Here is a 20,013-nt window from a genome sequence, read left to right as displayed (position 1 = left end):
GGGCTAAATGCGGCCCGCCTCTCATCTCCTTTGACCGTCCTTGCCTCTCTACGAACTGCCTCCCGCCTTTCTCACTCTTGCCGGCCTCAAGCTATGACAATGTCATTAGCGCCATCTGCAGCCATCTGTGAGCACCGACCTGACCCTTGCGACTATCATGAGCAAAGAACAAAAAAGGGGCTCAATCTGAGCCCCTCTTTGATCTGACTGAAATCACATACCAGCGGCTTTCAGGAGTGGGTTACTGGAGCTACCATTCCCACCATTGGTTTTGTAAGCGTCCAGCAACTTACCACTCTTCGACCATTCAAAGACGGTCGCTTCGGCTTTGTTTTTACCTACGAAAGGAATCGCGGTAATGAGGTTATATTCGTATCGCCAAATTTCCTTGGAAGAGATTTCACCTTTTGAAGATGGATAACCGATTTCTTTAACAACTTGCTCTTGAGATGCGCGAGCAGTTTTAAGTTGTTGAACTTTCTCTGGCGCGACGAAAGTCCCAGTTTCGTAGTCAAGAGGTGACTTTCCGTTAGCGCAACCGCCCAGGACGGCCAAGGACAATACAGCAGCGGCAATTAGTGCAACTTTCTTCACGAATAGATTCCTGTTCAGATCGGTACCTGGCCGCTTCATTGCGGCCAGGTAGCAGGCATGGATGACGCCCACTACTCACGATAACGGCACCTTGTGAATACGGCGAGCCAAAATGCCGTAAGCAAAATGGTGGTTCTGGCACTCAGCCACTCGCTAGAGACTCACTCCTATAGCTCAATCATGGAGTGCTTCAATGCCCAGTACCAAAGAAAGCCTTGCGACGATGTCTAGCATCATCAGCTCTGTAGGCTACTACCCAGCCAGGAGCGTATTCGCCGATTTTGTTGAGATGGCCGCAATCGCGATACGCAATTCGTGCGACCAATCTGCGCGTGATGTTCGGGAAGCCCGCTATCTAACCCTCATTGGCAAGTACAAACCACAAGATCAGCCCAAATTCGGTGAGCTACTGCAGCATCTCGTTCAAGCCCTTGATTTACAGGCTGGTGATCTACTCGGCGAGCTCTACATGCGCCTCGGGGTATCGAATGCCGATATGGGGCAATTTTTCACCCCACCCTCTATTTCAACCGTGCTTTCAAAGCTCGCGATGGATAGCGAGCATATTCAAGCACAGGTGAAGCGCAGAGGTTTCGTGACGCTTTCGGAACCCGCAAGCGGATCTGGTGCCATGGTCATCGGGTTTGCTAATTCAATGCTCGAACTGGGTATCAATTACCAGCAACACCTGCACGCCACCTTGATCGATCTCGACATACGCGCCGTTCACATGGCCTTCATTCAGTTGAGCTTGCTTCACATCCCGGCCGTTGTGGTACACGGCAATACCCTGACGCTAGCTGAGTATTCTCATTGGCATACCCCCTCACATGCCATGAATCTCTTTGACTACAAGCTCAAGCGCGGTTTTTCACTTGAAAGCGAGATGGGAATCGCCTATCTGAAAGAGGATTCAGCTACGCAGCTTTCTGAATTCACTTGTGGGGTTTTGGCACACACAGCCGTAGACAATAATTTTGTACAGGCTAGCAACCTGTAGCGTTGAGCAGAGAACCCTACCTGCTGAATCAGTTTCCGACTAAAAGTCATCACATAAACGAGGCCGATCATGGCTGTAGAAACCTTGTATCGCAGTACCCGAGACCTGGAGACAATCTTCGTGGAAAAAAAGCTGGCAGATCAACATGATGCGATGCTTGAGCTTGGCGAAGCACTCACTGCGGCACTGATTCAGAATGTGCCTGGGTTAGATGAAAAAATGGGTGAAGAAGTAGGTATTTTCATGGCGAAAAATCGCTCGGCCTTTGCTTCAGCTTTCAAGAATAATCCGGCTGCATTGCTTGAGATTGGTCGAGAAGCTGAGGGTTGATCGAGTTCGGTACGGGCTGAAGGACTGCCCGTACCGCTTCATTCCCTGCGCTGGATCCTCAACCAAAATCCGAACACTCCACCTTCTTCTGCCTCTCCTATCAATTCGTGGCCAGTCTGTTGAGCAAAGGTTTTGAAGTCCCTCTTGCTCCCAGCGTCGGTCGACAAGACCTGCAGTACCTGCCCTTGTGACATTCGATTGCATTCGAGCCGAGCCTTCAGGATCGGTATGGGACATTGAAGTCCTCTTGCATCCACGATGCCGTCAGGGTCCTGGTATGGGTCTGGATTTGTGGCAGCCATTGCGCCGAGTCCTTAGTACTTGATAGTGCGCCCAGTGTAACCCGCATTCGCCCGGGGGGGCTTCTGGCACGCCCCCTTCAAAATGATGATGACTCGGTTAGTGGCCAAGGCGACTTCGCCGTCCACATCGTTTTTTTATCACCACTCGGTATGAATGATTTCCCGAGATGAAATCTGATGGATATATGCATGAAACTTCAAACCACTCTTTTACCCCCCTTGTTGACTCCTACGTGTGATGCTGCCCAGCTTTACGCTCAGCACAGTGACCTTAAACACAAGCTTTGGCGCTCAGCCCATACCGATCATTTCACTCGTACCGAGCGAGATCAAATGCGTGAGGCGCTGGCTGGCCTCAGTGAGGCTTACCGATCTGTCACAGGGGCCCCGTTGAAATGATGGCCAATCGCTTATACCGACGGTACCAGTGCGCCTTTGAAGCTGGTGAGGATAAGCTTGATCTCGAAGTCACAGGATTGGATTTACGTCATGGAGCAGTACATTTGCTCACTTCTGATGCCGGCATGGCCATGGCCCTCAAGCATGCAATCAGTGCTGATGTTCTGCATGAGATCCCAGGTAACCTTGATCCGTCGTGCTTGGTCAAAGGCCTAGGTTGGGCCACTTGGATCAAGCAGACTTCAACGATCTAACCAGTGTGGAGACAACGCGATGTCATTAATCAGTAAATCGGCAATCCAGGCTGTTCGTGATTACGTTATCGATGACAATGGTGGGCGTCTCGAGACAGATTATTTTGGTCACCAAGTAATTGCTGCTGCAGAAGCGCATTTAGTCACATTGGAACGTCAGTCGAGCCCCCCCATTCCTCTGCTTGAGTTCTTCGAGAGGAAAGATGACATGGGCCTGGGCCGGCTCCGGATGATCATGGATGGTGACGCTGACGTGATCATCGAGGTGATCAGCACAGAGGGTGAATCACTAGCTCTAGAATTTTGCACCTCGGTCACAGGAGGTGGTCGATCCCCAAAGGTGCGTGAAGCGCTCTACAATCTTATGAATGCGATTCGCGATGAGAACGAAACCAATCCTATTTTTACTGGAAGATAGTGTCCGATGTTTTCCTGCCTAGGTCCATTTTCTGATTTTTTCGGGCTTTTCCTGTTCACCGGTTGCGAAGCGTGTTGTTGTTTTTTTGGTTAAAAGGCTAAGAGCGATTAAGAACGGATAGGTCGATGGATTTCAGCCTACGGCCCTTGTGCTACGTGGATCTCAGCTAAAATTCAGGCCCTGCATACCTACATCATGGAGCGGAACAGACCTACTACTTAGGGCCCTCCAGACCTACAACGCTTATTTTTGGCCTGCTTTTATCCACAAGTTTATCCACATTTACCCCCTTCCAGCACTTCCAATGACCAGTTGAGCCCACCAAACCTACAACCCGATTGAAGTTAATTGGTGGATCTGGAAAGGCTCTCACCTGTGCAGCGCACCAAACCTACAACTCTGCAGCAATTCAGGAGGTTTTTCTTCTGGTGTCTGTCGCCTCGAAATCGGTTGGGCGCATCAAACCTACAACCTGTTGCGTTTCGGGCCCTGCAAACCTACAACTTTTTCTCAGTTACACACAGGCTTAGCCACAGCCCTCCCATGAGGAACAGTATCAAGCTATATCTGGCCTGAGTTGTAGGTTTGGTGCGCTCTTTATCTGGGCAGTTCCAGCGTGTGGTGTTGTAGGTTTGGTGAGCCCTTGTTGGACCGTCCTATGGCTTTCAAGGTTGTAGGTATGCTGCGCTCTACTTTTCACCGCCCAGGTGAGGGCTTTGACTGCACCAATCATAGGTTTAACCGTTCAATTCCAGTGGCTTACGTTATTGTCTTAATGCCAGCTCGGCTGTTGATTCTCCCGCCCGCATTCGTTGGCCGGCATGTACGGGTTGGAGGTTTGATGCGCCCTATCTTCTCGCAAGTGCTGGGGTTGGAGGTTTACTGCGCCCTAAATTGCAACCAAGCGTGCAATTTCAATGAAATTCTCAGTTTTCACTAATTAGCCAGGATTCAGTGGGTTACGGTACATAGCTCGATCTCAAGGTATGTATCATTCCTAAGCATCTGATATTAGTGCCTATGCAAATCGACCGTTGTAGGTTTGCTGCGCCCAATCTCAGAAAACTCAGCCCACGTTGTAGGTTTGATGTGCCCTATTTCTTCACCATCACTCCCACCACGGCCACATAAATTGGGCTCAAGCCGTTACCCCTGAGGGGCTGTAGACCAGACATGACATCAGCCTACGTGGTCTAGGTTTGAGTTTGTCCTGGACGCAGGTGGGGTGTTGGGGGAATGCTGCAGGTTGGATTGACCGCCGTGGGTTGTAGGTTTGATGCGCTGCATTTATGAGGTAGCGCCGGCGGGTGTAAGCAGGAATAGGGTTGTAGGTTTGTGGGGCCCTATCTCATCGAGACTTGGCCACATCACTGTAGGTTGTAGGTTTGGTGCGCTCTAGATGGCAACACAATGTTGTAGGTTCAGTGGGCCTGACCTAGTCCGACCCTGCATTCGTTCACGATGTTGTAGGTTTGGTGGGCCCGATCAGTCGAACACTTGGTCGGATCCGTCCTCAGGGAATGAGCCCTCTGCGCCAATGTTCTGCGGAGCCTCAGCGGAACCTTCAATGACATTTTTCCCCTTAACCGCTTCTTTAGCCTCAGCGATGCCTATCTTGCCCTTGATATCGCTAGCCTTCTTGTTGGCCTTCATCATGTGTTTGATGAAATTGTCGTGGGGTAGGATTTCAAATTGAATATCCTTGGTGACCCTCTTGTCATGATCGTCTTTGATCATCACTTCGTTCCACCCAGGCAGGATCACATTCTGTTCGGCGAGGCTTTTCAGCGCTGTGCGCATGGCCCGCATGTTGTCCTTCATACGCTCTGAGAGACCACGAGGGCTCTGCTCTAGGAAGCTGACCAACTTTGGCTGGTAAGGATGGTTCAGCGATGCCTGGGTCCAGTAATGGGAGATGCGCTTGTAAATGTAGCGAGCAAGGTCGGACTTCAGCCCCATCGAAATGCTGTAGTCATACATCCTGAACGCCTGCGTTTTTACCCCCAAGGTCACCAGCGGGTGAAAAGTAGCAAAGCACCTTGCCGACCCATCGCTCAGATAGTCTTCGCGTGTTGTGATAGCGAGTTTTGGCAGCAGGTTGCCCCGGTAACTGTTCCGCCCCTTACCCGAGCCTGTTGAGCACTCGAGTAGTGATGAACTCATGACATCAAGAGCCTCTTGTACTTCCTGGGCGCTGTAAGAGTGCTTCGTTCTGGCCAGCTCTTTCCTAAGCTGGCTGATGGTGAAGTAAACTCCTACCTCTTTATCGTCTGGCGACTCGAAGGAATTACCGTTCACCGCAATCTTCCGCAGTGCTTCCTCGACGATCTCCTCTCTTGACCCAGGATAGAGCATGACGCTGACCGTCTCGCCGTTATCGTTCGTCCGCTCAACAACGGCCGGCTTGATCTTGATCGTGTACACCGCCCCGCGAGATTTTAACTGCCGGGTGATAACGCTGTTTTCTCTAAGGTCGAGTTCAGTATTCGCCCAAACGTATTTCGGTAAGGCGTCATAAAGCTCGATCGTATTGCTGTAGTCAGATTCCGAGGAGTCTAGAAGCTCAAAAAGGGCGAGCTGGGGTGTTTTGTCTGTAGCTTTGCTCCCAGTCTTCGCAATACCCTTTTTTCCGGTGCTAGCCATCAATTGCTCCTCAGCATTCTGCAAAATACGATTTGCCCAGATTCGTTGAGTAGAACCTCGGTTTACGAGTTGAATTTTTCCATTCTACCCGGTGCAGCTCTTGCCCGCACTCAAGGCCTGGCCGATCGCCTGAATGACCTTAACCCCCCCTGTATTCAGCTTCTGCCACACATTCTCTGCCTCCACCATGGCTTCCCAATTTTTAGGCAGGATTGATCCATGATTCAGGTCCGCATGAAACCCCAGTCGAATATCGAATCCTCAGGCTGGTTTTCGCGCCTCAAGCAGCTCGACAAGGGCTACACCTCGACCTCTCGGGCAGAGGCTTTCGGTACCATCGTCCACTTGGTGAAGGTAGGGAATGCTTGCCTCAAGCTCAAGCAAGGTAGTAGCCGATCCCTGCGATCAGAAGTCAACGAAGACAGTTCAGAAGTGAAAGCGATGCTTCAAGATCTCACGTCAGTAGGTGCCCTTTTCCCTATTACCGAGGCGAAGTCATGGTCCCTTTGATTTGCATACTTGCGGCCGCCGGTTTTGGAACCGTTGCTGAAGGATTGCTTCCATCTGCTGAGCTCAACGTTCCGCCCCTCAGCATAGGCAAAGTGTTTGACTATTTCCCCTACTGGCTCGGTGGTGTGCTCGCGAGCTGTTTCTCCCAAGTTAGTCCAAAGGCTGCAGTGATTTTTGTGATCATTCATTCCCTGGTCGTGGTCATGACTGCCGGCATTCTCCGGTTCGCCTCCACGTCGTCAAAGACACAAGCCCAACTTGCAGGATTTTCCCCTGCCCTGCTGGTCTGTGGTGGTCGAATACTGATGGTAAAGTTGACCTTCATCCTGATGATTGTCTTCACCCTAGCTCTGTCGGGCATCCATCTGGCGCTTTGAAAAGCGATACATCAATTCGGGTAGTGGCACGACACCGTCTGCTTGATTATGTGCTCATCGGATTGAGGAGACGTGGATGAGCACCAATTTATACAACGGCCGTATTCTGAGGAATGCAACTCTCAGCGATGCGCTGGCCAGGCTTAAGGATTTGCGCCCCGAGGCAGTGACAAGGGCACAAGCTGCAGTGGCACAGCTCATAGCTGCAAAGCGGTACTACTGGGCTGACATGGACCAGAACTTCATCCCCATTCCACGTAAGGAGTACGGCAGCTTCTACTGGAGAGTCCTTGACATCCTCAAGCAGCAGCGCATCAAGGTCGAGGGTGAAGGGATACGCAGCGTGGACTGGGACTTTACATTCCAAGTAATTCTAATCCCCCACCATGAGCATGTACTTGCGCTCTATTACCTTGAAAACAACCCAGGGTTCACGCAGATGCTCACCCAAGCGGGGTTTGCGGACTTTCACTATCAGAACGCTACTGACGGCCCCGATGACATACCGTTCTCTGAGTGGGAAGCCCGGTGTATTGCCTGGGACGAGGCTATGCCTTCCGGGGTGCCGGCTCATGCTGGGTTGAAGTACCAGGTCGTCACATGGACTGACATTGGCCTGACTCTACAGAATCGTGACTTGATCCTCAGCACTAGGCCTGAAGACGACGCGCGCCGTATTCGGGTTGCCTACAACCTCATTGATCCAATGCCTCAAACTCCAGAGAGTAGGGACATGGGCATTTTCCAGCTAGCAAAGCAGGGGGAAGCGATTGCGCAGGCCAGAGCACCGCACGTGTTTCTGGCAACCGACGAAACCGTGAATGGCCAATAAAGGCTGATCCGATCTCAAACAATTTTCCCGTACATCTCCCATTTTGGCCAGGAACTGCCGGCACTACGAAAAAGTCTGAGTGGCGAGGCATCACTTCAATTTTGTGAAACCCTTCACAGAACCGACGAACGGTCTTAATAACTCGGTACTTCTGCCGAAAAGGGAGTCAGAGCCAGTTAAGGCCAACTGTTGTGCCCAAGGGCGCACGTGAAATGGATGAGGTCTTAGGACCTGTAGAAGGAAATACAACATGTCGCACTCGATTCTCGTTGCTGGACGCAAAGGTGAGATGGTAGAGGTAGAGCAGATTGATCTGTTCAAGCACCGTATTAACGAAACGGATTTCAACATATCAGTCCATGCGGAGCCGAGATCGGTCTGCTCTCAGGGTGATCGGCCATTGGTTGTGAGCCTGTATGAGACTGGCTGTAGAATCGCTAGCCTGTCGGCTTGCAACGCTTCAGTGGTGCTGGGCGGTGGAACAGGTTCAATCGACAAGCACCAGATACGTGTCTGCGCGCTTATCACTGTCGAGAACCTGATTGCGGAGATTGGAGGCATGCGCCTTTCATCACTGCTGGATAACTCGCTTTCAGAACAAAATCATTACAACCAGTAGCCGACCCTAGCTGATTCGCAGGATCGTTGGTGCTCGGCCTCAATGATCCTGCCCCTTATCCTACCTGTATTCATTCTCTACCTGGACAACCGACCTTGCGCTGAAACATCAGCCTAAAGGCTTCTGCCACTCTCTGGCCGACCTCACCATGGATCATCGAATCCAAGCCAGGAATCCACACCATGCTCGCCCTTCCCCCAGTAGCCACTACACCTGAAATCGACATTCTCCTGAAGCAGAAGACGGTTGTAGCCGTCGGCGTCAGCGGAGGAAAAGATAGCGTAGCGTGCCTGATTGCGGTCCATCGCTACTTGGACAGCATTGGGTTCGAAGGGCCGAGGTGCGCCGTGCATGCGGACTTGGGCTCGGTTGAATGGGAACAGAGCTTGTTCAAGTGCCAGGAGGTTGCCGACAAGCTTGGCTGGAAGCTTGAGGTTGTTAAACGTGCCGCCGGTGGAATGATGGAGCGATGGCTGAAGCGCTGGGAAAATAACGTTGAGCGTTACATTGATCTGAGTTGTGTCCAACTGATCCTGCCGTGGTCAACGCCCTCGATGCGGTTCTGCACATCCGAGCTCAAGAGCGCCGTAATACGCAGCCACCTTAAGCGCACTTACCCTGATTTTAATATTCTCAATGCCACTGGGGTTCGCCGCCAGGAATCGCCCAATCGAGCCAAAATGCCCATTGCCAAGCATGAACCTGTGGCCGCGCGCCGCGGCTTTGATGCTTATCAGTGGAACCCGATCATTGAGTGGGATGTGGGGGCTGTATGGGGCGCAATCGCCAGCGTGGGACTTGAGCCACATGAGGCATATACACGGTTCAACATGACAAGGGTAAGTTGCCGGTGGTGCATTATGTCGAGTGCTGGCGACGCTTATAACGCCACTTTGGATGAGGCCGGACATCCCCTATACCGGCAGATGGTTGATCTGGAGATTGATTCCACTTTCGCCTTCCAGAGCAACAAATGGCTCGGAGATGTAAACCCTTCCCTTCTGTCCTCAGAAACCTTGGGCCGCCTGGCTATGGCGAAGCAGGTATCCTTACGCCGCAAGGCATTAGAAGCCGCAATCCCTAAACATCTGCTCTACACCAAAGGCTGGCCAACCTGCATCCCAACATTTGAGGAGGCTACATTGCTGGCAGAAATTCGCAGCGAGGTAGCGGCGGGCGTGGGGCTTACCATCAAATGCTCCACACCCGAGAGCATCATTCAACGCTACGAGGAACTGATGGAACAGATGAGACTGAAGGGCGGGGTTGCTGCTGAAGAGGGTGAGAGCGCTATCCAGTTGATCCCGGCTCTACAGATCCAACCTCAACAGCTGTCCTTTTTATGAGATCGAGTGTGATGAATACTCAATGCGCCCTTCCTCGCGCGCTGCGCCGCATGCGAATAGACGCAGCCAGCATTGAGAGGCTGGAGATACCAGAGGCTGCCCTAGAATGCGCTGCATCCTGGGATATTGAGGTTGTCGCGTTGGATGACCTTCCCCTTCCTAGGACTGATCTTGCCGACTGGCTTGGCTGTGTCCAGGCCCACCCACACACCGATCCATCTTGGGGTGAGTCGATCTTCCTCACCCTGGCTGTTCAAGCTAACCACCTATTTGAAGTTATGGTGGCTCCTGGGCTCGTTACATCGATGACGGTCCGCCCGGGCGATGTGTTTGCGTTTTCGCCACTCAAGCATCACTGGCTGCTTCCGCAGGGTGATGACGGCTTTCTGTGCGTTCAGTGGACGATACCTAAATCGGACTTCGTGAAGACCTATCGGGAGATTAGGAAGGGGCTGGCTGCCATTGGGGTTCGGTCGACCAAGGTTCCAGCGATCCAGAGCGCTTGGAAAGCCAGCATTGGAGAGGAAACGCAGTGATCCTTTACTTGTTTGCGAACCGAGCCGAGCCTTGGAAAGCGCGGCGAGTGTTGCTGTGTTGTCCTCTGATGACTCTCACGAACCCCGACACCCAACGGAGAGTATCAGTGACCTTCCAGGCATCTTGAGTACGGCTACCAGTTGGTTGGTATGTTCTGAGCTCTGGCCCGATCGGCAGGAGAGTGACGCGGCTACCGTCGAGATTCATCTCGCAGTCCATGCTGATCACTCATTTTCAGCGATCGATGATCACAATGGCAGCATGCGAGAGATCGGCATCTTCCGAGGCACACTCTTCAGTGAGCGCCCCGGGCCGCTGACATGGCTGCGGCCGCACTCGGCCTGTAGCGTTGATTACGTGGGGCTGCGGTGGGTTGTCCCACGTGAAAGCTTGGAGGAAGAGGTCCAGCGCATTGTCCTAGGTGTCAGTGAGCTTGCAGGTAAACCGGGCATGTTGGTGCCTACCGACTAATTTTGGTACACAGGTTTTGGCACACGCAATCCTGCCTCACCATGCAATCATTGTGTATTGATGAGGCAAGCATTATGACCATGACACGCGTAACAACCCCCGCGCTCCACGTTCAGCATTACATCGAAATACCGTTCACATGGGCTGCTGACCGCATTGCTGATGAAGGCTTTCACTCTGATGTTTGGTCACGCATCGAGGCAGAGGCAGATCGACTCTGTGCTGCCTTGGGTCTGGAGCTGGACCCCGCTGGGGCTATTAGCGAAGAAGGCATTCGGCTCAAGGGAACCGACCTTGGGGTTGTACTGGCCGCGGGCTCGGAACTCGCTGAGTTTCTGTCAGCCCAATCAGGTCTCGTTTTCCTTAAGCAGGTCGAGGAGCGCTCGTGATTCGCCCGTTGCTTGCGGTTGCTTCCTTGCTTCTCTGCTGCTCTGTAGCAGCCGCGCCAGTGGCCCATGATCACGTTGATAAGCGGTTAATCCCAGCACAGATCAATTTCGTTCCCCCTAAGACCCCGCAGGACATACCTGAGGTCTACATCGATGGCTACATCCACCGGCCTACGGTCGAAGCATTTCGCAAGAACGGCTTCCTGAAAGACCGGCAGGTTGGATTTGTGTATTTCAATTCTCATGGTGGGGATTTGGTTGCGGCTATGGAGCTTGGCCAACTGATCCGGGAGCGCGGCTATTCAACGCGCATTGGAGTCTGGAATGGCCCTCATACCAACCCCAGTGCGGGTTACTGTGAGAGTGCCTGCCCATTTGCTTTCGCCGGCGGCGTGTTTCGGTTGATGGACGGTGAATCCAAGATGGGTGTCCACCAGTTCTTCAAGGCCAGCGGCGTAGCCGGGGATACGGACATAGCCACGGGCCAGATCACCTCTACCCTGCTTGCTAACCACCTAAGCAACCTTGGAATCGATCTTCGCTTGCTTGAGGTTGCCTCTAAAGCCGGTCCGGCAGACATGAATTATCTTACTCCGCTCGATGCCTATGAGTTGGATCTGGTGAATGCAGGATCGCTAACAGCAACCTGGACCATTCGCGGTGAGCACGGGCTTGTGTACTTGATGGGTGAGCAGACAAAGATCACCGGTACCGGCAGGATCGGGATTTCGTGCAACTCTCAGGGTGGAGTATCGATGGGGGCCTTTTACAAGGCGTGGTACGACACAAGCGTGCTTGGGCTGATGGATAAGCTGTCGTTGATCGTTGACAACAAGCGGTTCTCAGTCCGTAACGGAAAGGTCGGTCCCAGTTTGAAGAATGGATTTTCTTACATCACCTTCGATCCCACCCCAGAGCAGCTGGCAGCATTCAGAGGAGGTCGAACGGTCGGTTTTTCGTATGAGAAAGATGCTACGGATTTGAAAGCTCAGTTCACTATCGACGTCAACGATTCACGCGAGATGATCGATAGCTTTGCTCAGTTCTGTTCTGGTGCGCGGCCCAGCTTTGCCGAGAAGATCTGACGGAGAAGACGCAAAAGCATTCCCCATGCGGAATCTAAAGTGAACGTCAGCCGGTTGCGTGGACCGGTTGACGCTTCCATTCAGCCTTTCTTGGCTGCCTTCCACTTCTGGAATTCTTCCCATTCTGCGCGTTGATCGGCCTCGCGCTTCAGATTTGCATCGAATTGCTTGATTTGATCAGCATTCAGCGCCATACGAACCTTGCCTTCTGAATCGGATCGTGCCGTCTGGATAGCCCCTTTCATAGCAGCCTTATCAGCCTCAGAGAGCTTGTCCAGATAGTCGCGATTTATCTTGCTGACAGCCAGGCGCTCATCGCGGTCGGCCTCACGAACTGCTTTGCGCTGATCCCTATTCAGATCAATGCCCAGGAGACCTGGACCGCCAGCAAAGTCACGGACTGGACCTTGGGGGCCAGCTTCGAAGTGGCCGTGCGAACCCTTAGGGCAGCAGTCAGAACCGTGCTTGTCGCCTGCCATTACCAGAGTGGGGGTCGCCGCTGCAACGAGCAGCAGAGCGATGATTTTCTTGCGCATGGTGAACTCCATAACCATTCCGGCAAGTATTACCGGAATCGAATTTGCACAATGCCACGTCGATAATGGTCTGCAACCCAAAACCTGGAAGCCAAAATGGTTCTGGGCTATGACATAGCCATGCCATGCCGCGGGCATCAGTCACAACTCAAAAATCGACCTTTCGACTAATATCTTGTCTTAGCTAATAAGGGGCGATCAGCCCGAATGACTATGGAGAGATCACGATGGGTACCACGTATTTCTGGCTGAGAAGCCCGGCCGGACTTGCCATCATTGCCTTCGCATTGATTTTGCCAACCCTGGCCATAGCGACTTGGCTTGGGAATACTTCTGATTTTCTGGCTCTACTGGTGGGAATTGGGATCGCTGCAATACGGCAGCTAGCATGGATGCGCTGGGGTGATGGATCAGATTAGCTTGTGAATCCCGCGCGCGAAGGTGTTGACTCCTTTCGGGCACGTTAAGGTGTAGATATCTGGCCACCAGTTTCAGTTGGCCGCCCTTAACTCTGCCCGGATATAGCCCGCCCTGGAGGTGTACCGAATGTTCGACATGACCCTCAAAACGCCCTTCCAAATGATCACCGCCCTGTGCACTTGCGGCATGACACCCTGCGGGTTCCATTTAGCTCCGTCAGAGGTTGCCCTTTGAGGATCCTGACTCTCAACCTGATCGGCACCTACTTCCATCAGATCACGGCGGGCACCAAAACCTTTGAATTCCGACTGCGGACTCCCTACTGGCGAACTCGACTGGAAGGGCGCACTTACGACATGGTTCGGGTCTGCTGGGGATACCCCAAAAAGGGGGATGCAGAGCGAGAGATATTAATCCCATGGCTGGGGTTTGAAGAGCAGACAATTGAGCATGAACACTTTGGTGATCTGCCAGTTGATGTCTTCGCAATCCGTGTGCGCGCAGAGGGGTCTGGCACGCCTAGAACGCATTGATAATGGGCTCACTCAACAAGGGAACATCATCATGCGCAGCTTCATCTATAGCCTCGGCGCCGTTGTTATTCTGTTAGTGGCCATGGGTATGCAATATCTCTCGCTTACCTATGGCGCAGTGGTTGAAGGCTTCATCCGTGACAGCTTCGGCTGGATCTCGATAGTGCTGGCGTTTATCTCTGGTGGCACCCTCACCGCCTTGGCTGCTGGTGAAAAACCCTAGCCTGTTTTGGATATGTGACGGTCGTACAGGGATGTAGCCTGTGCGGCATAGCAAATCAGGAGGTTGCATGAGCCAGCACTACGTTAAGGTCTACCACGCTCAAAGCAGCTGCTTAGTTCGCGTCCAACTGGGCTGGGACCGGCCTCTCCAAGGCTTTTACATGGTTGTCGAGAAGGATGGCGAGGAAGGTTTGGATGAGTTCGATGAAGGTATCGTTTACAGCAACCTTGACGACGTCGGGCATCCATCAGACCTTGCCCACTTCAAAGCGATTGCTTCGAAGCTCTCCATCCAAATACCCGATGTCATGTGGCGAGCTGCTTATCTTGACTCACAGCACAACACCATAGACAACCGAGTCTTCTACAACCTGGACGGCGACCTAGTGTCGCCGTTCTGACTCTACTTATGATTTTCACGATCGTCACACCAATCAATGATTGGGTTGAATGGGTTGAAGGAAATGGAACAGTTCATCTTGCAAGACTCCCGCGGGCTGATCGGTAGCCGGATAAGCTGGTGGCGCGAGGGTGGCTCATATACCACTGACCTCAATCAAGCTGAGGTTTTCACACGTGACGATGCGATGAGTCAGCACGCATCACGTTGGAGCGATATCCCTTGGCCGCTGGGCTTTGTCAGACCACGACACGAGATGGCAGTGGACTTCCAGTACGTCACTATCCATTGGGTCCCAAGGGGCGGAACTGAACTTTGCTATGTCGCGGCCAGGTTCCACTTTGACGGGAACGACATCTTCTGGCTTAGCGGTGATGCTCTGACCACTGATCTGACGAAAGCCTCCGTCTTTACCTTGGATGAAGCTTTTTCCCATTTTGGTAGCGAAGCCTCCGCATTCACTCGGCAGATCTGGCCTAAGGCTTACGTCGATGCAACTGCACGCCCTGTTGCCTCGGCGGTGACCATGTCGGTTGATGAAGCTCTTGCTGGAACTGGCATCACGCTACAGCGCCCCCTTCCCCAGCGCCGAATGACGCCCAAGTGTGGAGGCTGTGGCCAATTTGTCACTGCTGATCAAGCTCCGAGCGGCATCTGCCGCCACTGCCGTTGAGGAACATCCGAGATGGAAATCCCGAATGAAGAGCGCGTACTGGCTCGGTACCGCGAATTAGTGTCAGCACAGGGGTGCTTGGAAAATCACATCCTTGCCAAGTCCTCTCTGTACCAACGGCTATTAAAAGGTTTGCAGCCATTGGCTATTCGCCCCCCGCTAAACCATAGCTATCCCTGGTACAGCGTTGTCGAGTCTGACACGCCAGTCCCCCTGCCTTTCGGACCAACTGATTGGACACCTGAGTGGGATACACGCCATGGCGTTGCGATCTGTCAGGATGTTTGGGACCGGCTTCCTGGTGGTAATGACACTGATTTCTCCGTGACATTCCCGGGCTGGGACGCGCTTGGTTTTGTTTGGCGCATTTGGCAGGCCGATGAGGGTGCTGAGACCACTACGGCGCATCTTGTATGCTGGCACCGAGAAGACATCACCAAGCTCACAACTCCAGATCTGGTCGAAGCTGAGTGCCGTTGGCGTGCGGAGCGAGATGCTAGCTGGTTATCTCGAGCCGGTCAGATGAGCAACGAGGATTTGAAGGCCGCTTTCATCGCCTCAGGCCAGGCTGGAAAGGCAGGCTGTCGCTTCACATCGATCGTTGCCGATCAGCAAGTTGCACATCTCAGATTCTTGTCCAATGAACGGCAAGCCAAAGGTGAATCGGTCGAATTCACGGCTGAAGAGATCGAAGCCCGGGTAGCTGCGGACATGCTGAGCCTGCTTGGTGATACATGGTTGGTCAAAGACGGGCAGCTATTTCATCGTGGCTGGCAGATCCAGCGGATTACGCCTGCTGTGCTAGGTCCTGAACACTACCTGGCGGGTGCGAGCTGACGAGGATTCGGTGATCCTGGGCTGTTCGAAATAATCCTCTCTGCCTGCTCGTGGCACGCTCGGCCTTGGGGGAACATGGCATCAATACAGCCAACCGGACTTTCCCCCGTGATCAATGTTCAAAATACCTCAGCCCCTGCCACCACTCTGCCCAATTGCCCAATTGCCCGGTCAGCCCGCTCGACCGCGTGACCTTCACACCAAACGAAATCTCCGAACTCGCACCGGTGATCAGCGGGACTGTGTTCCAGGCTCTCGATACCAACCTCGGCAACTGGCGCGTTCGCATTGTGCGTGAAGGTGGACTTTTCCCACACGGGGTGTCTGCCAATGTCTACTCAAACCTCGGGACGTTCAAAGTCCACGGCGCATTGAATCCCGATGCTCAACCTGCTATTGCTTGAGGCTAGCCCGATGAAGACAACTAACGAAGCCCAGTCTACCGGCCTGGCTTTCATGCTTGCCGCCGCCGCCGGCATTGCAAAGTCCATTGGCGATCGACAAAAAAGCGCTGCGCTTAACGAATTCCTGATGTCCGCGATCCGTCTCAAAATGGGTTTTAACCCTGATGACGCCAACCGTCTCAATGCGCTCAGTATGTGTACCTGCGTGGGAGTCTTTCGCCCCTTCGACGAACATTTCTATGCCCAGTCCTGCATCTCTGGTGGCACCTTCGCTCGCATGTGGGAGAAGGTTCAAGGCTTAAAACCGTTCAAGGCTGTGCTGGCGGGCCAGCATGGTGAAATCCAGAGCAACATCCGTGTGGCCACCGGCGTAGCTGTGCTGCTCGATGGTAAAGATGATGACGAGATGTTGCCCCGCTCCGATGACCTGCAGGTTTGGTGGGTTACCTCGGTGGATTGGAACAGCGACTGTATCAACCTGAGTCGTTATCGCATGCGCCCTGACGCACGTTATCCCTTCAGTCGTAATGACGCTCCAGCACGTCGCCTGAAGCTTTCTCGCGGCGACTGGGAGGCTCATATGGCTGACGTAGCCATTGCAAAGGATGCATCCTCACAAGCTGCCTAGGCTTCTGGCACAACCCGGGGCCGCTGATCATTGTGTTTTCTTAGGAGAACTTATGATCGACCAACGACGAAATCAGCTGATGCTGCGCAGCCCGAAAGCCATGATGGAGTTTGCCATCAATGGGAGACTGCCCCAGGTGTACACACCGGCCAGCCCACTAATCACTCTTATTGAGTCTGTTCCTGTCAGACTTCGGAGCCGAATCACTTGCGTGAATATTGGTCCCGACCTTGGATACCAAGGCATTCATCGTTTTCAATCCCTTGCACAGGCTCTGAACTGGCTGAAGCCGAGCTACACCTCGGCTTCATACCCGAGCGAGGGTTGGCGCATGAAGCGTTTCACTAAACAACTTTCAATTGACGATCTGGCTGCCTTCTGCAAAATCCCTGGGAGTCTTCTACCGGCCTTGAAAAACCTGAGGTAGAGGCTTCTGCCACGCGATTCCCCGGCCGAGTATGGTCTCCACAACTTCGGAGACCATCGAATGCATACTCACCAACTACCCATTGCTAAAGCGCCCGCTTATACCGCCCCGCGTTGGTTGCAACCCTACCGGGACGGTACCCGCATCGGACGGTCACAAGCCCTGCAGGCCTATGGTGAGATGTACTGCACTGATGGTTCTGCTGACACTGATGGCGCGATCGAAGAGCTGATTGGTAGCTCCAGAACCCCAATGATCCCATATGCCAGCCGAACTGGCACAAAGCGCAATCTTGACGCTATGCGAGCAAATGGATGGGGGCTTTTGGTGTCTGCAAAAGGTGTCCTGCGCACTGAAGGCTTTCCGTACATGCTGGACAACGGTGCTTGGACTGCCTTCACACAGGGGGAGGTATTCGACGAGCGAGCTTTTGGGAAGGCTTTTGATCTACTCGGTGAGAATGCCAAAATGGTAGTCGTGCCAGATATCGTCGCTGGCGGCCTGAAGTCCCTTGAGTTCTCACTCAAGTGGCTCAACCGAATCCAAGGGATTCCAGGCGTGGCGCTGTTGGCAGTTCAAGACGGGATGGTTCCCGATGACGTACGTGACCTTCTAAATCCTGGAGTTGGTATCTTTGTTGGGGGGTCGACAGGGTGGAAGCTGAAAACTGCACATAGCTGGGGCCTCTTGGCGCGTCGTCGGCGATGCCACCTCCATATTGGCAGGGTGAATAGCGCTAAGCGCATTCTGCTTTGCTCAGCGGCCGCTGGTGCTCACTCTGTGGATGGGACTTCGGTGAGCGTCTATGAGAAGACCTGCGCTCCACTCACCGCCGCGGTGAACTACGGCGAAGCACAAGCTGACTTCCTATCACCGAACGGACTCGCTTTCGATGTGGCCCCTTTCGACTGTGCATGGCCAACAGATCTAGCTCGGTAGGTGGTGGCACACTTTTTGTGCCTCCATTATGGCGGGCATAGAGAGCAGTCGTCGGATAGGCTGGTCCACTTCGGCATGGCTGACACAATTTTCAGAAGGACGACAGGCCATGCGCCAGTGGACTGAAGAGCAGTACCCAATCATCACCACACTAGCTCGGTTGGTTAAAGTCAATGCGTTCGCTGGCACCGGCAAAACGACGACTTTGATTGGTTACGCTGAGAACCACCCAGACGAGAAGATCCTCTACATCGCTTACAACACCGAGGTGGCCGCTGAAGCTCGGCGCCGTTTTCCTCGCAACGTGACTTCTATGACGTCCCACGGCCTTGCTTACGGCCCCCTGGGCAGCCAGTACAACCACAAGCGCTGCAACAATATTCGGCTCACTGACGTGGCCAAGGCGATGAATACGTCTGATTGGTCGATGGCTAAGGATGTTGTTGGGATGCTCAATTCGTTTATGAGTAGCCCTGACACTGAAATTGCGCATCATCACTTGGTGAGATTCCGAGGGATCTCACTCAACAGCCGTCAAGTCCAGCACGCCCAACTCGTTATCAGGCATGCCAATGTTTACTGGAGCCGGATGTGCAACCTTCAGGATCTTGAAGCTCAGATGCCGCACGACGGGTATTTGAAGGCATGGCTACTCACTAACCCTGACATGAGCCGTCGATACAAGACCATTTTGCTTGATGAGGCGCAGGACACCACGAAGCTGCTAACTCAATTCGTGAGGCAGCAGTATCTGAATGGCTGCAAAGTCATTTTTGTTGGCGATCGCCACCAGCAACTCTACCGGTTCCGCGGTGCGGAGAATGCCCTAGATGAGCCGTGGCTCGAGGATGCCGAGGTTCACACACTTTCAAAAAGCTTCCGCTTTGGCTGGGGAGCGAGTCATGTCGCCAATACAATCCTGGCCCTCAAGGGCGAAAGAACGCTACTGCAGGGTTTCGGGCAGCAGACCCAGATCAAGTCGAAGTTACCGGATGGGCTTGAGCACCGCACCTACCTTTATCGGACAGTGGCTGGTGTTATCGACCGGGCGCTAATGTGCCTGCCCGCCCCGCAGGAGCCTGACAACGGGGAGCGTGTGTATTGGGTCGGAGGAATCAAAAAATACCAAATCCAGACCATCCTGGACATGTACTGGTTTTCGTTGAACCAGACTTCAAAGATCAAGAATTTCCAGCTCACACGTGACTATAAGAGCTTTCAGGAATACGCCGAGATTGCGGACCAAACCGAAGATCCAGAAATGGTTCGGATCATCAAAATCCTCAAGAGCTATGGTGATTCGCTTCCTGATCTGATCAAGCGCTTGGAACAGATCACTGTTGAGCAGGAAATGGCAGCGACAGTCACACTTTCAACAGGGCATGGCTCCAAAGGTCTTGAATGGCCTTACGTTCAGCTCGGTGATGACTTTACCTACGATCCTTTGGATGAGCAGGCTGCGAAAGATGATCCTGATCGCCGCAATGACGAGCTCAACCTCTACTACGTGGTCTCGACCAGAGGGATGAAGATGCTTGCTTTAAACACGATGGTCATTTCGATGATGAAGCATGCCAAGGATCGCCGCGCAGGATTGAATTGAAGTCACTGCTAATTCAGCATCCACCTGATGGTTTCACTAGCCCATTTTGGATAGCAGGTTATCGGTCGCTGGGTCATCATCGGAACCAAACCCACGAATTGGCAATGTCCTGCCCATGCCTTCTTCCCGCCTCTCCCAGCAAGCCTCATTGGTGCAGGTCATTTCATCTGCGGTTGCACTGTGTGGCTGGCAGGTCCTGTTCAGTAAATCGGGACCAGGGTGGGCGTCAGTACGCGCTAGAAGAGGCAAGGTGACAATCGCAGTTGAGGTACCTAGTGCTGGATC

The 20,013-nt window shown here is 53.1% G+C and carries 24 protein-coding genes; 20 read left to right on the top strand and 4 right to left on the bottom strand.

The features are described 5' to 3' along the window. Positions 1-213 precede the first annotated feature (213 nt). Positions 214-594 carry a hypothetical protein gene (locus HBO10_RS24605; protein ID WP_078466155.1) on the bottom strand — a complete coding sequence of 127 codons (381 nt, stop codon included), beginning with the start codon at positions 592-594 and terminating at the stop codon, positions 214-216. Positions 595-787: 193 nt separating this feature from the next. Here HBO10_RS24605 and HBO10_RS24600 point away from each other — a divergent pair, with 193 nt between their 5' ends. Together HBO10_RS24600 and HBO10_RS24595 are read left to right on the top strand one after the other, a co-directional pair. After that, entirely contained in the window at positions 788-1,594 is an 807-nt protein-coding gene (locus HBO10_RS24600; protein ID WP_169904105.1) for an N-6 DNA methylase, read from the top strand. A gap of 69 nt (positions 1,595-1,663) precedes the next feature. Next, entirely contained in the window at positions 1,664-1,924 is a 261-nt protein-coding gene (locus HBO10_RS24595) for a YebG family protein (protein WP_078465939.1), read from the top strand. A 38-nt stretch (positions 1,925-1,962) separates the two neighbouring features. On the opposite strand, the gene HBO10_RS24590 is transcribed toward HBO10_RS24595, so the two are convergent. Beyond that, the gene (locus HBO10_RS24590) at positions 1,963-2,226 is read right to left on the bottom strand and encodes a sulfurtransferase TusA family protein (RefSeq protein ID WP_078465938.1); all 264 of its coding nucleotides are present in this window, start codon (positions 2,224-2,226) and stop codon (positions 1,963-1,965) included. A 395-nt stretch (positions 2,227-2,621) separates the two neighbouring features. On the opposite strand from HBO10_RS24590, the gene HBO10_RS24585 reads away from it, so the two are divergent. Both HBO10_RS24585 and HBO10_RS24580 read left to right on the top strand, forming a co-directional pair. Next, positions 2,622-2,879, top strand: a complete 258-nt coding sequence (locus HBO10_RS24585; protein WP_169904106.1) for a hypothetical protein — start codon at positions 2,622-2,624, stop codon at positions 2,877-2,879. A gap of 19 nt (positions 2,880-2,898) precedes the next feature. After that, on the top strand, positions 2,899-3,297 hold the full coding sequence (locus HBO10_RS24580) for a hypothetical protein (RefSeq protein ID WP_011923188.1): 399 nt from the start codon (positions 2,899-2,901) through the stop codon (positions 3,295-3,297). A 1,485-nt stretch (positions 3,298-4,782) separates the two neighbouring features. Here HBO10_RS24580 and HBO10_RS24575 read toward each other — a convergent pair. Continuing rightward, positions 4,783-5,940, bottom strand: coding sequence for a replication protein (locus HBO10_RS24575; protein WP_078465936.1), 1,158 nt, complete (start codon positions 5,938-5,940; stop codon positions 4,783-4,785). 219 nt (positions 5,941-6,159) lie between these two features. On the opposite strand from HBO10_RS24575, the gene HBO10_RS24570 reads away from it, so the two are divergent. From HBO10_RS24570 to HBO10_RS24535, 8 genes are all read left to right on the top strand, one after another. Beyond that, the gene (locus tag HBO10_RS24570; RefSeq protein WP_078465935.1) at positions 6,160-6,450 is read left to right on the top strand and encodes a hypothetical protein; all 291 of its coding nucleotides are present in this window, start codon (positions 6,160-6,162) and stop codon (positions 6,448-6,450) included. Continuing rightward, the gene (locus tag HBO10_RS24565; RefSeq protein WP_078465934.1) at positions 6,438-6,827 is read left to right on the top strand and encodes a hypothetical protein; all 390 of its coding nucleotides are present in this window, start codon (positions 6,438-6,440) and stop codon (positions 6,825-6,827) included. Before HBO10_RS24570 ends, HBO10_RS24565 begins: the two co-directional genes overlap by 13 nt. 76 nt (positions 6,828-6,903) lie before the next feature. Continuing rightward, a complete protein-coding gene (locus tag HBO10_RS24560; RefSeq protein ID WP_011923192.1) occupies positions 6,904-7,659 on the top strand; it encodes a hypothetical protein in 756 nt (251 codons plus the stop codon). A gap of 250 nt (positions 7,660-7,909) precedes the next feature. Next, positions 7,910-8,278 carry a hypothetical protein gene (locus tag HBO10_RS24555; protein WP_078465933.1) on the top strand — a complete coding sequence of 123 codons (369 nt, stop codon included), beginning with the start codon at positions 7,910-7,912 and terminating at the stop codon, positions 8,276-8,278. A 182-nt stretch (positions 8,279-8,460) separates the two neighbouring features. Next, positions 8,461-9,624, top strand: a complete 1,164-nt coding sequence (locus tag HBO10_RS24550) for a phosphoadenosine phosphosulfate reductase family protein (RefSeq protein ID WP_078465932.1) — start codon at positions 8,461-8,463, stop codon at positions 9,622-9,624. Between the two features lie 11 nt (positions 9,625-9,635). Next, positions 9,636-10,160 (top strand): hypothetical protein, encoded by a 525-nt coding sequence (locus HBO10_RS24545; RefSeq protein ID WP_262378124.1) that lies wholly within the window; start codon positions 9,636-9,638, stop codon positions 10,158-10,160. Between the two features lie 546 nt (positions 10,161-10,706). Then, the gene (locus HBO10_RS24540; RefSeq protein ID WP_011923197.1) at positions 10,707-11,021 is read left to right on the top strand and encodes a hypothetical protein; all 315 of its coding nucleotides are present in this window, start codon (positions 10,707-10,709) and stop codon (positions 11,019-11,021) included. Beyond that, on the top strand, positions 11,018-12,106 hold the full coding sequence (locus HBO10_RS24535) for a hypothetical protein (RefSeq protein ID WP_169904107.1): 1,089 nt from the start codon (positions 11,018-11,020) through the stop codon (positions 12,104-12,106). The genes HBO10_RS24540 and HBO10_RS24535 overlap by 4 nt, the downstream gene beginning before the upstream one ends. An 80-nt stretch (positions 12,107-12,186) precedes the next feature. On the opposite strand, the gene HBO10_RS24530 is transcribed toward HBO10_RS24535, so the two are convergent. After that, positions 12,187-12,642, bottom strand: a complete 456-nt coding sequence (locus HBO10_RS24530; RefSeq protein ID WP_169904108.1) for a hypothetical protein — start codon at positions 12,640-12,642, stop codon at positions 12,187-12,189. A gap of 870 nt (positions 12,643-13,512) precedes the next feature. Here HBO10_RS24530 and HBO10_RS24525 point away from each other — a divergent pair. The 8 genes from HBO10_RS24525 (at position 13,513) to HBO10_RS24490 (ending at position 19,728) form a co-directional block, all read left to right on the top strand. Beyond that, positions 13,513-13,818: a hypothetical protein gene (locus tag HBO10_RS24525; RefSeq protein ID WP_169904109.1), complete on the top strand. Its 306-nt coding sequence runs from the start codon at positions 13,513-13,515 to the stop codon at positions 13,816-13,818. A 67-nt stretch (positions 13,819-13,885) separates the two neighbouring features. After that, positions 13,886-14,218 (top strand): hypothetical protein, encoded by a 333-nt coding sequence (locus tag HBO10_RS24520; protein ID WP_078465926.1) that lies wholly within the window; start codon positions 13,886-13,888, stop codon positions 14,216-14,218. Positions 14,219-14,281: 63 nt separating this feature from the next. Continuing rightward, complete coding sequence (locus HBO10_RS24515; RefSeq protein ID WP_169904110.1) at positions 14,282-14,890, top strand: hypothetical protein; 609 nt, start codon at positions 14,282-14,284, stop codon at positions 14,888-14,890. Positions 14,891-14,902: 12 nt separating this feature from the next. Next, on the top strand, positions 14,903-15,727 hold the full coding sequence (locus HBO10_RS24510) for a hypothetical protein (protein ID WP_169904111.1): 825 nt from the start codon (positions 14,903-14,905) through the stop codon (positions 15,725-15,727). A 381-nt stretch (positions 15,728-16,108) separates the two neighbouring features. Then, a complete protein-coding gene (locus HBO10_RS24505) occupies positions 16,109-16,759 on the top strand; it encodes a hypothetical protein (protein ID WP_169904112.1) in 651 nt (216 codons plus the stop codon). Positions 16,760-16,811: 52 nt separating this feature from the next. Then, positions 16,812-17,186 carry a hypothetical protein gene (locus tag HBO10_RS24500; RefSeq protein ID WP_169904113.1) on the top strand — a complete coding sequence of 125 codons (375 nt, stop codon included), beginning with the start codon at positions 16,812-16,814 and terminating at the stop codon, positions 17,184-17,186. A gap of 60 nt (positions 17,187-17,246) precedes the next feature. Then, complete coding sequence (locus HBO10_RS24495; protein ID WP_169904114.1) at positions 17,247-18,125, top strand: hypothetical protein; 879 nt, start codon at positions 17,247-17,249, stop codon at positions 18,123-18,125. A gap of 109 nt (positions 18,126-18,234) precedes the next feature. Beyond that, entirely contained in the window at positions 18,235-19,728 is a 1,494-nt protein-coding gene (locus HBO10_RS24490; protein ID WP_169904115.1) for a UvrD-helicase domain-containing protein, read from the top strand. The last annotated feature ends 285 nt before the right edge of the window (positions 19,729-20,013 follow it).

It is taken from the genome of Pseudomonas sp. WS 5503 (assembly GCF_012985385.1).
Classification (GTDB): domain Bacteria; phylum Pseudomonadota; class Gammaproteobacteria; order Pseudomonadales; family Pseudomonadaceae; genus Aquipseudomonas; species Aquipseudomonas paracarnis.
This window is presented reverse-complemented; position numbering and strand designations above follow the sequence as displayed.

What these genes read in the sequence shown, in the direction of transcription:
- HBO10_RS24510 (WP_169904111.1), top strand. Translation starts at nt 14,903, where the DNA reads ATGGAAATCCCGAATGAAGAGCGCGTACTGGCTCGGTACCGCGAATTA.
- HBO10_RS24530 (WP_169904108.1), bottom strand. Translation starts at nt 12,642, where the DNA reads ATGCGCAAGAAAATCATCGCTCTGCTGCTCGTTGCAGCGGCGACCCCC.
- HBO10_RS24495 (WP_169904114.1), top strand. Translation starts at nt 17,247, where the DNA reads ATGCATACTCACCAACTACCCATTGCTAAAGCGCCCGCTTATACCGCC.
- HBO10_RS24500 (WP_169904113.1), top strand. Translation starts at nt 16,812, where the DNA reads ATGATCGACCAACGACGAAATCAGCTGATGCTGCGCAGCCCGAAAGCC.
- HBO10_RS24520 (WP_078465926.1), top strand. Translation starts at nt 13,886, where the DNA reads ATGAGCCAGCACTACGTTAAGGTCTACCACGCTCAAAGCAGCTGCTTA.
- HBO10_RS24590 (WP_078465938.1), bottom strand. Translation starts at nt 2,226, where the DNA reads ATGGCTGCCACAAATCCAGACCCATACCAGGACCCTGACGGCATCGTG.
- HBO10_RS24525 (WP_169904109.1), top strand. Translation starts at nt 13,513, where the DNA reads ATGAACACTTTGGTGATCTGCCAGTTGATGTCTTCGCAATCCGTGTGC.
- HBO10_RS24490 (WP_169904115.1), top strand. Translation starts at nt 18,235, where the DNA reads ATGCGCCAGTGGACTGAAGAGCAGTACCCAATCATCACCACACTAGCT.
- HBO10_RS24575 (WP_078465936.1), bottom strand. Translation starts at nt 5,940, where the DNA reads ATGGCTAGCACCGGAAAAAAGGGTATTGCGAAGACTGGGAGCAAAGCT.
- HBO10_RS24550 (WP_078465932.1), top strand. Translation starts at nt 8,461, where the DNA reads ATGCTCGCCCTTCCCCCAGTAGCCACTACACCTGAAATCGACATTCTC.
- HBO10_RS24580 (WP_011923188.1), top strand. Translation starts at nt 2,899, where the DNA reads ATGTCATTAATCAGTAAATCGGCAATCCAGGCTGTTCGTGATTACGTT.
- HBO10_RS24565 (WP_078465934.1), top strand. Translation starts at nt 6,438, where the DNA reads ATGGTCCCTTTGATTTGCATACTTGCGGCCGCCGGTTTTGGAACCGTT.
- HBO10_RS24600 (WP_169904105.1), top strand. Translation starts at nt 788, where the DNA reads ATGCCCAGTACCAAAGAAAGCCTTGCGACGATGTCTAGCATCATCAGC.
- HBO10_RS24505 (WP_169904112.1), top strand. Translation starts at nt 16,109, where the DNA reads ATGCTCAACCTGCTATTGCTTGAGGCTAGCCCGATGAAGACAACTAAC.
- HBO10_RS24595 (WP_078465939.1), top strand. Translation starts at nt 1,664, where the DNA reads ATGGCTGTAGAAACCTTGTATCGCAGTACCCGAGACCTGGAGACAATC.
- HBO10_RS24555 (WP_078465933.1), top strand. Translation starts at nt 7,910, where the DNA reads ATGTCGCACTCGATTCTCGTTGCTGGACGCAAAGGTGAGATGGTAGAG.
- HBO10_RS24570 (WP_078465935.1), top strand. Translation starts at nt 6,160, where the DNA reads ATGATTCAGGTCCGCATGAAACCCCAGTCGAATATCGAATCCTCAGGC.
- HBO10_RS24515 (WP_169904110.1), top strand. Translation starts at nt 14,282, where the DNA reads ATGGAACAGTTCATCTTGCAAGACTCCCGCGGGCTGATCGGTAGCCGG.
- HBO10_RS24540 (WP_011923197.1), top strand. Translation starts at nt 10,707, where the DNA reads ATGACCATGACACGCGTAACAACCCCCGCGCTCCACGTTCAGCATTAC.
- HBO10_RS24560 (WP_011923192.1), top strand. Translation starts at nt 6,904, where the DNA reads ATGAGCACCAATTTATACAACGGCCGTATTCTGAGGAATGCAACTCTC.
- HBO10_RS24585 (WP_169904106.1), top strand. Translation starts at nt 2,622, where the DNA reads ATGATGGCCAATCGCTTATACCGACGGTACCAGTGCGCCTTTGAAGCT.
- HBO10_RS24545 (WP_262378124.1), top strand. Translation starts at nt 9,636, where the DNA reads ATGAATACTCAATGCGCCCTTCCTCGCGCGCTGCGCCGCATGCGAATA.